The sequence below is a fragment of the Actinomadura barringtoniae genome (genome assembly GCF_017573505.1).
GTDB lineage: Bacteria > Actinomycetota > Actinomycetes > Streptosporangiales > Streptosporangiaceae > Spirillospora > Spirillospora barringtoniae.
The window spans coordinates 1-14,740 of sequence record NZ_JAGEOJ010000016.1 but is presented as its reverse complement, the minus strand read 5'-3'; the positions used below and the strand labels follow the sequence as shown (position 1 = coordinate 14,740).

General features: G+C 70.3%; 10 protein-coding genes and 1 pseudogene. 6 read left to right on the top strand and 5 right to left on the bottom strand.

Annotated elements, in window-relative coordinates:
* Window positions 1-80: 80 nt before the first annotated feature.
* Window positions 81-3,233: an isoleucine--tRNA ligase gene (gene ileS, locus J4573_RS34865; RefSeq protein ID WP_208260261.1), complete on the bottom strand. Its 3,153-nt coding sequence runs from the start codon at window positions 3,231-3,233 to the stop codon at window positions 81-83.
* A gap of 998 nt (window positions 3,234-4,231) precedes the next feature.
* Between ileS and J4573_RS56780 the strand changes: the two are divergent.
* From J4573_RS56780 to J4573_RS34850, 3 genes and pseudogenes are all read left to right on the top strand, one after another.
* Window positions 4,232-4,477 (top strand): annotated as a pseudogene (locus J4573_RS56780) (TraR/DksA family transcriptional regulator); the annotation flags it as partial.
* Window positions 4,450-5,295, top strand: a complete 846-nt coding sequence (gene lspA, locus J4573_RS34855) for a signal peptidase II (RefSeq protein WP_243774068.1) — start codon at window positions 4,450-4,452, stop codon at window positions 5,293-5,295. The pseudogene J4573_RS56780 and the gene lspA, both read left to right, overlap by 28 nt.
* Entirely contained in the window at window positions 5,295-6,224 is a 930-nt protein-coding gene (locus J4573_RS34850) for an RluA family pseudouridine synthase (RefSeq protein ID WP_208260247.1), read from the top strand. The genes lspA and J4573_RS34850 overlap by 1 nt, the downstream gene beginning before the upstream one ends.
* A gap of 59 nt (window positions 6,225-6,283) precedes the next feature.
* On the opposite strand, the gene J4573_RS34845 is transcribed toward J4573_RS34850, so the two are convergent.
* Together J4573_RS34845 and J4573_RS34840 are read right to left on the bottom strand one after the other, a co-directional pair.
* Complete coding sequence (locus J4573_RS34845; protein ID WP_208260246.1) at window positions 6,284-6,595, bottom strand: AzlD domain-containing protein; 312 nt, start codon at window positions 6,593-6,595, stop codon at window positions 6,284-6,286.
* Window positions 6,592-7,341 carry an AzlC family ABC transporter permease gene (locus J4573_RS34840; protein WP_208260245.1) on the bottom strand — a complete coding sequence of 250 codons (750 nt, stop codon included), beginning with the start codon at window positions 7,339-7,341 and terminating at the stop codon, window positions 6,592-6,594. The genes J4573_RS34845 and J4573_RS34840 overlap by 4 nt, the downstream gene beginning before the upstream one ends.
* 146 nt (window positions 7,342-7,487) lie before the next feature.
* Between J4573_RS34840 and J4573_RS34835 the strand changes: the two genes are divergently transcribed.
* The gene (locus J4573_RS34835; RefSeq protein WP_243774067.1) at window positions 7,488-9,074 is read left to right on the top strand and encodes an amino acid permease; all 1,587 of its coding nucleotides are present in this window, start codon (window positions 7,488-7,490) and stop codon (window positions 9,072-9,074) included.
* Here the strand turns inward: J4573_RS34835 and J4573_RS34830 are convergent.
* Together J4573_RS34830 and J4573_RS34825 are read right to left on the bottom strand one after the other, a co-directional pair.
* On the bottom strand, window positions 9,016-9,417 hold the full coding sequence (locus tag J4573_RS34830; RefSeq protein ID WP_208260244.1) for a chorismate mutase: 402 nt from the start codon (window positions 9,415-9,417) through the stop codon (window positions 9,016-9,018). The genes J4573_RS34835 and J4573_RS34830 overlap by 59 nt on opposite strands.
* 252 nt (window positions 9,418-9,669) lie before the next feature.
* On the bottom strand, window positions 9,670-10,125 hold the full coding sequence (locus J4573_RS34825; protein ID WP_208260243.1) for a GNAT family N-acetyltransferase: 456 nt from the start codon (window positions 10,123-10,125) through the stop codon (window positions 9,670-9,672).
* Between the two features lie 23 nt (window positions 10,126-10,148).
* On the opposite strand from J4573_RS34825, the gene J4573_RS34820 reads away from it, so the two are divergent.
* Window positions 10,149-10,967: an AraC family transcriptional regulator gene (locus J4573_RS34820; protein ID WP_307797141.1), complete on the top strand. Its 819-nt coding sequence runs from the start codon at window positions 10,149-10,151 to the stop codon at window positions 10,965-10,967.
* Window positions 10,968-11,217: 250 nt separating this feature from the next.
* A partial coding sequence (dnaE, locus tag J4573_RS34815) for a DNA polymerase III subunit alpha (protein ID WP_208260239.1) occupies window positions 11,218-14,740 on the top strand: 3,523 nt, incomplete at its 3' end.

The following is a 14,740-nucleotide window of genomic DNA, read 5'->3' as shown; positions in this document are numbered from 1 at the left end:
TTGGCCGCCGCGAGATCTCTCCCGCGGCGGCCAGATCGCGTCAGACCGCGTCAGACCGCGTCAGGCGGCGTCAGGTCGCGTCAGACCTTGCGGATCCAGAAGGTGAGGCCCAGGTCCTCGTCGTTCTGGGACGGGCCCTCTCCGGTGCCCTCACGGACGCTGACGGCCAGGACCTCGGCGCCGACCTCCTCGCCGTGGGCGCGCAGCGCCTCGGCCAGGTCGCCGCTCGCCTGCCAGGCGAGCTCGATGCGGTCGGTGACCTCCAGGCCGGCGGCCTTGCGGCCCTCCTGGAACAGCCGGATCGCCTCGCGGACCAGGCCCGCGCGGCGCAGTTCCGGCGTCACCTCCAGGTCGAGGGCGACCGTCTCGCCGCCGCCGCTCTCGACCGCCCAGCCGGTACGGGGCCGCTCGGTCACGATGACGTCGCCTGCCCCGAGCTCGACCGTGCCGAGCTCGGGAACCTCGACGCCGGCACCGTCCCCGCGCAGGGCGTGGACCAGCTCGGTCGGGTCCGCGCTCGTGATCGCCTTGGCCACCTTCGGGGTGTCCTTGGCGTAGCGCTTGCCGAGCTCGCGGAAGTTGGGCTTCACCTCGAAGTCGACCAGGTCGCCGCCGATCGAGGACAGGTCCTCGAACGCCACGACGTTGAGCTCGTCGGCGATCTGGTCGCGCAGCTGTGGCGGCAGCGACGGCCAGCCCGCGGCGCCGACCAGGGCGCGGCCGAGCGGCTGACGCGTACGGACGCCGCTGGCGGCGCGGGCCGAACGGCCGAGCTCCACCAGGCGGCGCACGAGCGCCATCTGGGTGGTCAGCGTCGGGTCGAGCAGGTCCTCGCGCACGGCGGGCCACTCGGCCAGGTGCACCGACTCCGGCGCGTCCTCGGGCCGGATCACGTCCCAGACGTGGTCGGTGATGAACGGGACCATCGGCGCCATGAGGCGGGTCAGCGTCTCCAGGCACTCGTAGAGCGTGGCGAACGCGGCGTCGTCGCCGTCCCAGAAGCGGCGGCGCGAGCGGCGCACGTACCAGTTGGACAGGTCGTCGACGAACTCGGCCAGGCGGCGGCCGGCGCGAGTGGTGTCGAACTCCTCCAGTGCCGCGTCGACCTCGCCGACCGTACGGTGCAGCTCGGCCAGGGCCCAGCGGTCCAGCAGCGGGCGGTCGGCGTGCGCGGGCGCCGCGGACAGCCGGTCGGGCGTCCAGGCCTCGCCCTGCGCCGCCGCGGCGTTGGCGTACAGCACGAAGAACGACGCGGTGTTCCAGTACGTGAGGAGGACCTTGCGGACGATCTCCTCCAGCGCGGGGTGCCCGACCCGGCGGGACGCCCAGGGCAGGCCGTTCGCGAGCATGAACCATCGCAGCGCGTCGGCGCCGTGCTGGTCCATCAGCGGGATGGGCCGCAGCACGTTGCCCAGGTGCTTGCTCATCTTGCGGCCGTCCTCGGCCAGGATCAGGCCCAGGCACAGCACGTTCTCGTACGAGGACTTGTCGAAGACCAGCGTGCTGACCGCCATCATCGAGTAGAACCAGCCGCGGGTCTGGTCCTGGGCCTCGCAGATGAACTGGCCCGGGAAGGTCTCCTCGAAGACCTCGTTGTTGCGGTGCGGCGCGCCCCACTGGGCGAACGGCATGGAGCCCGAGTCGTACCAGGCGTCGATGACGTCGGGCACGCGCCGGGCCTCCGCACCGCACTGCGGGCAAGGCAGAGTCACGTCGTCCACGAACGGGCGGTGCGGGTCGAGCGAGGACAGATCCTGCCCGGCCAGCTCGCCCAGCTCGGTCAGCGACCCGACGCAGGTGATGTGGTCCTCGTCCTCGCCGCAGACCCACAGGGGGAGCGGCGTGCCCCAGTAGCGGCTGCGCGACAGCGACCAGTCGACGTTGTTGCGCAGCCACTCCCCGTACCGGCCCTCCTTGACCGTCTCGGGGAACCAGTTGGTGGCGGCGTTCTCCTCCAGCAGCCGGTCCTTGATCTCGGTGGTCCGGATGTACCAGGCGGGGAGCGCGTAGTAGAGCAGGGGAGTGTGGCAGCGCCAGCAGTGCGGGTAGCTGTGCTCGAAGTGGTCGCCCTTGAACAGCAGGCCGCGCTTCTTCAGGTCGGCCGTGAGGTCCTCGTCGGCGTCCTTGAAGAAGCGCCCGCCGACCATCGGCACCTCGCGCAGGAACTTCCCGTCGGGCCCGATCGGGTTGACGATCGGCATGCCGTAGTTCTTGCAGACGGTCATGTCGTCCGCGCCGAAGGCGGGCGCCTGGTGGACCAGGCCCGTGCCGTCCTCGACGGTGACGTAGTCGCCCAGGACCACGTAGTGCGCGTCCGGGATGTCGACCAGGTCGAAGGGGCGCTTGTAGGGCGTGCGCTCCAGCTCCTTGCCCTGGAAGCGCTGAAGGACGCGGGCGCCCTCGCCGAGCACCTGCTCCAGCAGCGGCTCGGCCACGACGAGCACCTCGTCGGAGTCGGCCGTACGGGCGGCGACGTAGGTGACGTCGGGGTGGACGGCCACGGCGGTGTTGGACACCAGGGTCCACGGGGTGGTCGTCCAGATGAGCAGCGAGGCGTTCAGGTCGTGCAGGGGACCGGCGGTGACCGGCATCCGCACGAACACCGAGGGGCTGGTGATGGTCTCGTACCCGCCGGGCTGGCCCAGCTCGTGGTCGGACAGGCCGGTGCCGCAGCGCGGGCAGTACGGGGTGATGCGGAAGTCGCGGAACAGCAGGCCCTTGTCGAAGACGACCTTCAGCGACCACCAGACGGCCTCGACGTAGTCGGGGTCCATCGTCCGGTAGGCGTCGGCCATGTCGACCCAGAAGCCCATCCGGTCGGTCATCTCTTCGAACGCGTCCACGTGCCGCAGCACCGACTCGCGGCACCGGTCGTTGAACTCGGCGATGCCGTAGGTCTCGATGTCCTTCTTGCCGGTGAGGCCGAGTTCCTTCTCCACCGCCACCTCGACGGGCAGGCCGTGGCAGTCCCAGCCGGCCTTGCGGGGGACGTGGTAGCCCTTCATCGTCTTGAAGCGCGGGAAGATGTCCTTGAAGACGCGGGCCTCGACGTGGTGCACGCCCGGCATGCCGTTGGCGGTGGGCGGGCCCTCGTAGAACACCCAGCGCGGCCCGGACGCGGTGCGCTCCAGTGACCGCTCGTAGACCTTGTTCTCCTGCCAGCGGCGCATCATGTCCCGCTCCAGGGCGGGCAGATCGACCTGCGCGGGCAGGGGCCGGAACTGACGGCTCACGGTGGGCGTACCTCCGGATCAACGTTTCGCTACGTGGACCGGAGGGACGAGTCGCCTGCTCAGCCGGGCTGAGCGGGTGGCCCGCGGTACCACCCTCCTTGGCCGCATGCCTGCTGCGGCCCGCTTCATTGAGTCTCGTGCTGCCGGTTCTACGCGCCCTCAGAGGCTTTTCGGGCCCTGAAAGGGGTTTCCTCCGGCGGCTCCGGGGTGATCAGACCGCCGGGCTCGCCCCCGGGCTCGCACCGTCCCCGGGTCGCTCATGGCTCGCTGTCGGCGGCAGGTGTCCCCATCACGGCCTGCCGATGAGACTGCTCGATGCGAGGTTAACGCACCCATCGGCAAAACTCTTCCCATTACCGCCGCCACAGGGGTTGGGGCGACCCCATGTGGCGTAGGTCACTACAGGGAACCAATGAGTGGGGGGTTCTCGTTCACCTGTCACTGGGCATATGCGGCGTGTAGTGATCCAAGGTCGTCTGCCCGCCCGCGAAAGGGGACTCATGCTGCCCGCACTGCCTGTCGAGGAGATCAGCGCGAGGGGAGCCGACATGGCCGGCGCGGGGCGGGACAAGGCGCCCACCAGCGAAAAGTCACGGGGAACGCGGAAGACGGCGGCCAAGACCGCCGCCAAGAAGAAGCCCTCGACGGCTCCCGCGTCCAAGCCTCCGGCGTCGAAGGCTCCGGCGGCCAAACCGGCCAAGCGGAGCGCCGCCAAGACCGGCACGGCCAAGTCGGGCGCCGCCAAGACGGGCTCGGCCGAGTCGGGTGCCGCCAAGTCGGGCGCAGCCAAGGCCAAGGCCGCCCCGGCGAAGGCCGCGTCCAGCGCGTCCAGCGCGACCACCAAGACCGCGAAAGCGGACGTACTCCCCGTACGGGAGGGCGAGGACCGCTGGACCGAGGCCGAGCTCGCCGAGGTCCGCGCGCAGCTGGCCGAGGAGGTCGCCGGCCTGACCGCGGAGATCAACGCCTCCGCCAGCCAGATCGCCGAGGGCGACTCCTCCGACGGCGCGGGCGACGACCAGGCCGACGCGGGCGCCAAGACCTACGAGCGCGAGCACGAGCTCTCCCTGACCTACAATTCGCGTGACATGCTCGTTCAGAACGAGCGCGCCATCCAGCGGATGGACGAGGGCACGTACGGGATCTGCGAGTCGTGCGGAAAGCCGATCGGCAAGGCGCGCCTTCAGGCCTTTCCGCGTGCGACCCTATGTGTGACATGCAAACAACGCGAGGAACGTCGCTGAGCGACGACAACGAAGCCACGACGCGCCGGGCCGAGGGATCCGCGGGATCTCCTCGGCCGCGCCGTGTCGGCGTACTGGTCCTGGTGGCGCTGGCGGCGCTCACCCTGGACATCGTCTCGAAGGTCGTCGTCGTGGCGACCCTTCAGGACCACGAGCCGATCAAGCTGCTGGGCGGCCTGCTGACGCTGCGCGAGACGCGCAACAGCGGCGCCGCGTTCTCCATCGGCACCGGCTACACCATCATCTTCACGGTGATCGCCTGCGGCGTGGTCGTCGCGATCCTGCGGACCGCGCGCAACCTGCGCAGCCTGCCCTGGGCGATCTGCCTGGGCCTGCTGCTCGGCGGCGCGATCGGCAACCTGATCGACCGGCTGCTGCGCGCCCCCGGGCCGCTGAAGGGCCACGTGGTCGACTGGATCGAGCTGCCGCACTGGCCGGTGTTCAACCTGGCCGACTCGGCGATCGTCTGCGGTGGCGTGCTGGCGGTGGTCCTGGCGGCCCGCGGCCTGCAGCTCGACGGCACCCGGATGTCGGACGCCGACGAAGCCAAGGACGAGCCCGAGACCGAGGCCGAGGCGGAGACCAAGCCGGAGGCCAAGGCCGCGGCGAACGAGTCCGGCTCCAAGGCCGAGGCGCCCGGGGCCGCCCCCGAGGCCGCTTCCGCTCCCGCGTCCGCCCCCGAGGCCGCGCCCGCTCCCGAGCCCGCTTCCGCGCCTGAGGCCAAGGCCGAGACCGAGACCGAGACCGTGCAGGCCGAGGAGACGGCCGAGCCCCGGGAGGCGGCCCCGGCGGACAAGCCGGAGGAGAAGCAGTCCTGATGGCCGACGTGCGCAGCCTGCCGGTGCCCGACGGTCTGGAGGGGGAACGGGTCGACGCCGCACTGGCGCGCCTGTTCGGCCTGTCCCGCAGCCGGGCCGCCGACATCATCGCCTCCGGCGACGTCCTGCTGGACGGCCAGGAGGTCGCCAAGTCCGACCGGGTGCACGGCGGCGCCTGGCTCGAGGTGACGCTCCCGCCGCCGCCCGCCGCCCCCGCTCCGGTGGCCGAGCCGGTTCCGGGCATGGGGATCCTCTACGAGGACGACGACATCGTGGTGGTCGACAAGCCGATCGGCGTCGCCGCCCACCCGACCACCGGCTGGACCGGCCCGACCGTGCTCGGCGGGCTGCTCGGCGCCGGGCACACGATCGCCACCAGCGGCGCCGCCGAACGCCAGGGCATCGTGCACCGCCTGGACGCCAACACCACCGGCGCGATGGTGGTGGCCAAGAGCGAGATCGCCTACTCCCGGCTGAAGCGGGCGTTCAAGGAGCGCCGCATCGACAAGCGCTACCAGGCGCTGGTGCAGGGCCACCCCGACCCGTTCCGCGGCACGGTCGACGCCCCGATCGACCGCCACCCCTCCGGCGACGGCCGGTTCGCGGTCGTGGCGGGCGGCAAGCCGTCGGTCACGCACTACGACACCGTGGAGGCGTTCCGGGCGGCGACCCTGCTGGACATCGACCTGGAGACGGGCCGTACGCACCAGATCCGCGTGCACATGTCCGCGATCAAGCACCCGTGCGTGGGGGACATGGCCTACGGGGCCGACCCGACGCTGGCGGCGCGGCTCGGGCTGAAGCGCCAGTGGCTGCACGCCATGCGCCTCGGCTTCGAGCACCCGACGCGCGGCGACTGGGTGCAGTTCGAGAGCCCCTACCCGGAGGACCTCGCCAAGGCCCTGGAGATCGTCGCCAGCGAGTCCTGAGGCCTGCGGGTCTCAGAGACCCGCCAGCCGCGGGGAGTCCGACCAGCTCTGACCAGCCGCTACAGGCCCGCCAGGCGCAGGCCCGCCGCCACGGCGGCGGCGACCGCCAGGACGACCAGGAACGGGGCCCGCAGCAGCAGGGCCGCCACGGCCGCCGTCAGTCCGGCCATCCGCGGCCAGTCCCATTCCAGCGTCCGGCCGTCCGCCAGGGACTGGACGGCGATCAGCGCGGTCAGCAGGGCGACCGGGACCAGGTCGGTGAAGCGGCGCACGCGCGGGTCGTCCAGCACCCGCTGCGGGGTGACCAGGCCGCCCAGCTTCAGCGCGTAGCAGCCCAGCCCGGTCGCGATCACGGCGATCCAGACGCTCATGCCGTGCTCCCTTCCGTACGGTCTGGACGTGCCGGCCGCCCGGGCAGGAAGCCGATCAGCGCGGCGAGGGCGGCCAGCATCACGGGCACGCCGGGCGGCAGCACGGGAGTGGCCAGGATCGCGATCACCGCGGCCCCGGCCGCCACCCGCAGTTCGGTCCGCCCGGCGGTCAGGCGCGGCCACAGCAGGGCCAGGAAGACGGCCGGGCCCAGCACGTCCAGCCCCAGGGTCCGCGGATCGCCCAGCCTGGCGGCGCCCGCGGCGCCCAGCAGCGTGGTGAGGTTCCAGGTCAGGAAGAGGCTGACCGCGGTGACGAAGAAGCCGGTACGGGCGGTCGCGCGGTCGGGCTGGGCGGTCGCCACGGCGGTGGACTCGTCGATGATCCCGTGGGCGACGATCAGCCGCCGCCAGCCCCGTACGTCCAGCAGATCGGCCAGCCGCAGCGCGTAGAGCGCGTTCCGGCCGCCGAGCAGCACCGCGCCGAGCGTGCCCGCGATCAGGCCGCCGCCCCCGCCGATCACCCCGGCGAGCGCGAACTGCGAGGCGCCGGTGAACGTCAGCAGGCTGAGCGCGCAGGCTTGGGGGACCGAGAGGCCCGCGGTGACCGCTGCGGCGCCGAACGCCAGCCCGGACATCCCGACGGCCAGTCCGACTCCCAGACCGTCTCGTACGGCCGCTGAGCGCCTTCCAGGGGACGTTGCGGGCGTGGCGGAGGCGGCCGCCAGCTCGGATTCGGTCGTGGACATGGCCGCCACGCTAGGGCGGCTCGCTTTCCCTGGTCTTGAACGTTCTTGCGCCGCCCACGCCCGGCTCACCGTGATCAAATGCTTACTCACAGTCACGTCGAAGAGTGGCACATCGAAGAGCAGTTACGTCGAGGAGAGGCGAGGCGTTGCCGGAGTTGCCAGAACCGCCGAGGAAGCGGCCGAAGGGCTTTGAGGAGACCGCCGAAGGCGCCAGGCGCGCGGCGGCCGGGGCCAGGAAGGCCGCCGAGGGCGCGCGGGAGGTCGCGGGCGGGCTCGGTGAGATGACCGCCGGCGCCGGTCACGTGGCGGTCGACGCGGCCAGGCAGCTGCCGCCGCCCTCGCCCGAGGACGAGGGCTACCAGCAGTCGCTGAAGCCCCGCCACGTACGGATGATCGCGATGGGCGGCGCGATCGGCGTCGGGCTGTTCCTGGGCAGCGCGCAGCGCCTCCAGAACGCCGGGCCCGGCCTGGTCCTGGCCTACCTGGCCGCCGGCATCGCCGCGCTGTTCGTGATGCGGGCCCTCGGCGAGCTCGTCCTGTGGAAGCCCACCTCGGGCAGCTTCGTGACGTACGCGCGTGACTTCATCGGCCCCTGGGCGGGCTTCGCCAGCGGCTGGATGTACTGGCTGAACTGGGCGATGACCGGGGTGGCCGAGACCACCGCGGTCGGCATGTACGTGCACTACTGGGCCCCGGACTTCCCGCAGTGGATCTCCGCCGCGATCGCGCTGGCGGTGCTGCTGGCCGTCAACCTGGTGTCGGTACGGCTGTTCGGCGAGCTGGAGTTCTGGTTCGCGATGCTCAAGGTCGCGGCGCTGGTGGCGTTCCTGGTCGTCGGCTGCTTCCTGGTCGCGACGCACGCCAAGATCGGCGACTACCACGCGCAGTTCTCCAACCTCACCGACTACGGGGGCTTCTTCCCGCGCGGCTTCTGGATGGTGCTGCTCAGCCTGCAGGGCGTGATCTTCGCGTACGCGGCGATCGAGATGGTCGGCATCTCCGCCGGCGAGGCCGAGAACCCGCGCAAGGTCATGCCCGGCGCGATCAACGGCGTGGTCTGGCGCATCGCGCTGTTCTACGTCGGCGCGATCTTCCTGCTGGTGGTCGTGCTGCCCTGGACGGTCTACCGGTCGGGTGAGAGCCCGTTCGTGACGGTCTTCTCGGCCCTCGGCGTGCCGGGGATCGGCAGCATCATGAACATCGTCGTGATCACCGCCGCGCTGTCGGGGACCAACTCGGGGCTCTATTCGACCGGCCGGGTCCTGCGGTCGCTGTCGCAGCGCGGCGAGGCGCCCGAGTTCGTCGGGCGGATGAGCTCCCACCACGTTCCCTACGGCGGGATCCTGTTCACCTCGGCCGTCTACCTGGCCGGGATCGCGCTCAACATCTGGGTGCCGCACTCGGCGTTCGACATCGCCACCTCGATCGCCTCGCTGGGCGTCCTCACCACCTGGGCGACGCTGCTGTACGCGCAGATCCGGCTGCGGCGGCGGGCGATGCAGGGCGAGATCCAGCGGCCCGACTACCGGATGCCCGGCTCGCCCTACACCAACTGGATCACCCTGGGATTCCTGGCGTTCGTGGTGTTCCTGATGGGCTTCGACTCGAACCAGAAGTGGGCCGTGATCGCCATCCCGTTCCTGGTGGTGGGGCTGTGGGCGGGCTGGCGATTCGTCAAGAACCGTTCGGCGGCCGCCGCCGCTGCTCTGCGACCTCCAGCCCCGCCTCGATGACGGCGTTCATGATGCGGGTGAGGCGGGCGGGCCCCAGCGACGGGGCCCGCTCGGCCATCGCGGCCACGATCTGACTCTCCCGCTCGGGGTTGCGCCCGGCGAACCCGCCGACCGGCTTCAGCGCCTGGACGACGCCGGCCACGGCGGCGCGGCGCTCCAGCAGGACGGCCAGGGCGGCATCGATCTCGTCGATCGCCTCCCTGGCCTCGGGCAGGGAGGCGATGGCGGCCGGATCGGCCAGCGGCACGCGGAGCTCATGATCGGCTCCCGTGAGGCACACCTCGTCGTTGAGACAGGGAGCGTCGGACTCGATGATGACGTTGTCGTCGGTGTGGCGGTGCATGGTGGCGGGGTCCCTTCTGCGCGGCGGCGCCGCGCAGGGAATATGCCCGGAGCCGCGGCCGTGTCAGCAAAACGCGGCCGTGTCAGCAAAATGCGAAAGCAGAGCCCGAGTGGGGGTCTCTGCCTTGAGCCGGCTCCGGGGTCGTCGCTCAGGTCGTCGCGCCGACCGGCTCACCCGGAGCCGGCTGCGTAAACCCGAAATAGCGACGTTCCATGGTCACAATGGTAGAGGCCGTTGACGAATGCCGCCAAGCTACGGGACAGGTGTCTCATCCCGTGAGACGGTCTTGCGCATCCAGATGTGCGGGATGCCCGCCGAGACGTCCTCTTCCCCGTACGCCTCGTACCCCAGCCGTTCGTAGAATCCGCGCGCCTCGACCTGGGCGTGCAGCTCTATGGTCGTGATCTCGCGCTCCCGGGCCAGGTCCTCGACGGCCTCGACCAGCGCCCCGCCCAGGCCCGTGCCCCGCGCCTCGGGCAGAACGGCCAGCCGCCCCAGGAACCCCACGCCCGGCCCGCCCGCCAGCAGCCGTACGGTCCCCATCGGCCTGCCGTCGACCCGGCCCAGGAAATGGGCGGCCATGGTGTCGTGCTCGTCCAGCTCGATTCCCGCCGGGACGCCCTGCTCGCGGACGAAGACCCGCATGCGGATCTGGTAGGCGTCCACCCGTTCCTCGGCGGTCGAGACCACCGTGACCTCGGTGTTCATCCTCCACCTTTACCATGTCGGACATGAGTGACGAGGTCGCGCATTACTGGCGGCACCCCGTCATGCCCGACGTGGACCTGCTGCGGGCCCGCTTCATCACCCACCGGTTCGGGCGTCATGTGCACGAGGGCTACAACTTCAGCGTCATCGAGCAGGGCGTCGAGGAGTTCGAGCACCGGGGAACGCTGCTGCGCGCCGGGCCGGGCTCGATCGTCGTGGTGAACCCGGACACCGTTCACACAGGGCAGGCCGCCATCCCTGAGGGATGGGTCTATCGCGGGATGTACCCCTCGGTGGACCTGGTCAGGGAAGTCGCCGCCGAACTGGGGGCCTCATCGGGGACGCCCTACTTTCCCGAGACCGTCTTCACCGATCCCGCCGCGACCCGCCTGCTGCGTTCCGCCCATCAGGCGGGGGAGGAGGGGGACGCCCTGGCGGCCTCCACCCTGCTGCGGTCGGCCCTGGCGGGGATGCTGCGGCGCCACGCCCAGCAGATTCCGGGCAGCGACGAGGCCGCGGTCCCTCCCGCCGTACGGGCCGCGCGGGAGATCCTGCACGAGCGGCTCGTGGACCCGCCCTCACTGGAGGAACTGGCCGCCGAGGTGGGGTCCAGGCCGTTCCCCCTGCTGCGCGCGTTCCGCACCGTCACGGGCCTGCCGCCGCACGCCTACCTCAACCAGATCCGCGTGCGCGAGGCGCGCCGCCTGCTGGACGCGGGGGACCTCCCTGCCGAGGTGGCCTCCCGGACGGGATTCGCTGACCAGGCGCACCTGAACCGTCACTTCAAGCGCACCGTGGGAGTGCCGCCAGGGGCCTATCGGCGTGCCCGGGGCGCAGCCTGACACACGCGTGACAAAACGGAACGCGTGGGGCGGATCGGGCATCCGGAGTGTCGAGGCCCGGAGTGTCGGTGGGGCGGGTTAGGCTCTCAGGGCCGCGTATGAACGGCGCCGGAAACGCGTTCATACGATCTTCCCCCGGACAGGGTTCGACGGACGCGTGCCGACCGCACGCGGGCCGCCGCATGGCTTCACTGGCACGGCTTGACCAGCACGGCTTCACGGCACGGCTTCACTAGGAGGCGCTTACAGCATGGCCGACTCGTTCGTTCATCTGCACGTACACACCGAGTACTCCATGCTGGACGGGGCAGCCCGGTTGAAGCAGATGTTCGAAGAGGTCAGCAACCAGGGCATGCCCGCCATCGCCATGACCGACCACGGCAACATGCACGGCGCCTACGACTTCCACAAGCAGGCGACCGCCGCCGGGGTCACCCCGATCATCGGCATCGAGGCCTACCTGGCCCCCGAGTCCCGCTTCCACAAGAAGAAGGTCCAGTGGGGCGAGCCGAGCCAGAAGCGCGACGACGTCTCCGGTGGCGGCCTCATCAACCACAAGACGCTCTGGGCGCGCAACAAGGCCGGCCTGCACAACCTGTTCAAGCTGTCCTCGCGCGGCTTCACCGAGGGCTTCGTCTTCAAGTACGCCCGCATGGACGAGGAGCTGCTCGCCGAGCACGCCGAGGGCGTCATGGCGACGACCGGCTGCCCGTCCGGCAAGATCCAGACGCGGCTGCGGCTCGGCCAGTTCGACGAGGCGCTGAAGGCCGCCGCGACGTTCCAGGACATCTTCGGCAAGGACAACTACTTCCTCGAGCTGATGGACCACGGCCTGGAGATCGAGCGCCGCGTCCGCCAGGGGCTCCTGGACATCGGCAAGAAGCTGAACATCCCGCCGGTGGTCACCAACGACTCGCACTACACCCACGAGTCCGAGGCCACCGCCCATGACGCGCTCCTGTGCGTCCAGGTGGGCAAGCAGCTCGCCGACCCCGACCGGTTCCGCTTCGACGGCAGCGGCTACTACATCAAGTCCGCCGACGAGATGCGCGGCATCGACACCTCCGAGGCGTGGCTCGAGGGCTGCAAGAACACGCTCCTGATCGCCGAGAAGGTCGATCCCGAGGGCATGTTCGAGTACCACAACCTCATGCCCAAGTTCCCGGTCCCCGAGGGCGAGACCGAGGAGAGCTGGTTCCGCAAGGAAGTCTGGAAGGGGATGGACCGCCGCTTCCCCGAGGGCTTCGACGAGGAGCACAAGAAGCAGGCCGAGTACGAGATGGACATCATCTGCAAGATGGGGTTCCCCTCGTACTTCCTGGTCGTGGCCGACTTCATCATGTGGTCCAAGAACAACGGGATCGCGGTCGGCCCGGGCCGAGGGTCGGCGGCCGGCTCGCTGGTCGCGTACGCGATGGGCATCACCGACCTGGACCCGCTGCCGCACGGCCTGATCTTCGAGCGGTTCCTCAACCCCGACCGCGTCTCCATGCCCGACATCGACGTGGACTTCGACGAAGTCGGGCGGGCGGAGGCGATCCGCTACACCACCGAGAAGTGGGGCGCCGACAAGGTCGCGATGATCGCCACGTTCGGCACCATCAAGGCCAAGGCCGCCATCAAGGACGCGGGCCGCGTCCTCGGCTTCCCGTACGCGCTGGGCGACCGCATCTCCAAGGCGTTCCCGCCCGCCGTCATGGGCAAGGACATCCCGCTGTCGGGCATCTTCGACGACAAGCACCCGCGCTACGGCGAGGCCGGCGAGCTGCGGCAGCTGTACGAGAACGAGCCCGACATCAAGCAGATCATGGACCTGGCGCAGGGCCTGGAGGGCCTGATCCGCCAGACCGGCGTGCACGCGGCCGGGGTCATCATGTCGTCCGAGCCGCTGACCGACCACGTGCCGATCATGCGGCGCGACGCCGACGGCGCCATCATCACGCAGTTCGACTACCCGACCTGCGAGACGCTCGGCCTGCTGAAGATGGACTTCCTGGGCCTGCGCAACCTGACGATCATGCAGGACGCGGTCAAGTACATCGAGAAGAACAAGGGCGAGAAGCTCGACCTGCTGTCGCTCCCGCTCGACAACCGCAAGGCCTACGAACTCCTCGCCCGCGGCGACACACTGGGCATCTTCCAGCTGGACGGCGGCGGCATGCGCTCGCTGCTGCGGCTGATGAAGCCCGACAACTTCGAGGACATCTCCGCGGCCCTCGCGCTGTACCGCCCGGGCCCGATGGGCGCCAACTCCCACACCAACTACGCGCTGCGCAAGAACAAGCAGCAGGAGATCACCCCGATCCACCCCGAGCTGGAGGAGCCGCTCGAGGAGATCCTGTCCACGACCCACGGCCTGATCATCTATCAGGAGCAGGTCATGGCCATCGCGCAGAAGGTCGCCGGCTACTCGCTCGGCGGCGCGGACCTGCTCCGCCGCGCGATGGGCAAGAAGAAGAAGTCCGAGCTGGACAAGCAGTTCGAGTTCTTCGAGAAGGGCATGAAGGAGAACGGCTTCTCCGACGCCGCCATCAAGGCCCTGTGGGACATCCTCCTGCCGTTCTCCGACTACGCGTTCAACAAGGCGCACACCGCGGGCTACGGCCTGGTGTCGTACTGGACCGCCTACCTCAAGGCCAACTACCAGGCCGAGTACATGGCAGGCCTGCTCACCTCGGTCGGCGACGACAAGGACAAGAGCGCCCTCTACCTGAACGAGTGCCGCCGGATGGGCATCAAGGTGCTGCCCCCGGACGTCAACACCTCCGAGGCCGACTTCACCCCGATGGGCGACACCGAGATCCGCTTCGGCCTGTCCGCCGTCCGCAACGTCGGCCACAACGTCGTCGAGGGCATCGTCGCGGCGCGCAAGGAGAAGGGCGCCTACACCGACTTCAACGACTTCCTGTCCAAGGTCCCCCCGGTCGTCTGCAACAAGCGCACCATCGAGTCGCTCATCAAGGCGGGCGGCTTCGACGAGCTGGGCCACGAGCGCAAGGCGCTCCTCATGGTCCACGAGCAGGCCATCGACTCGGTCATCGACATCAAGCGCAAGGAGGCGATCGGGCAGGACTCCCTGTTCGGCGCCCTCGAAGAGGAGGAGGGCGGGGACGCGTTCGCCGTCGCCATCCCCGAGGGCGAGGAGTGGGACAAGACCACCCTCCTGGCCTTCGAGCGCGAGATGCTCGGCCTGTACGTCTCCGACCACCCCCTCCTCGGCATCGAGCACGTCCTGGACCGCGAGGCCGACCGTTCCATCGCGGTCCTGAACGAAGGCGACGGCGCCGACGGCCAGGTCGTCACGATCGCGGGCCTCCTCTCCGGGCTCCAACGCAAGGTCACCAAGCAGGGCAACTCCTGGGCCATGTTCCAGCTGGAGGACCTGGGCGGCTCCATCGAGGTGATGTGCTTCCCCTCCTCCTATCAGCTCTGCTCCACCCTCCTCGCCGAGGACGCCATCCTCGTCGTCAAGGGCCGCCTGGACCGCCGCGAGGACGTCGCGAAGATCATCGCGATGGAGGTCACCCAGCCCGACCTCACCGTCGCCGACTCGATGGGCCCGCTCTCGGTCACCCTCCCGATCGGCCGCTGCACCCCGCCGATCGTCGCCAGCCTCAAGGAGGTCCTCACCGCCCACCCGGGCAGCTCCGAGGTCCACCTCCACCTGCAGAACGGCCCCCGCACCACGGTCGTCCGCCTCGACGACCGCCTGCGCGTGGCCCCCTCCCCGTCCCTCATGGGCGACCTCAAGCAACTCCTCGGCCCGACCTGCC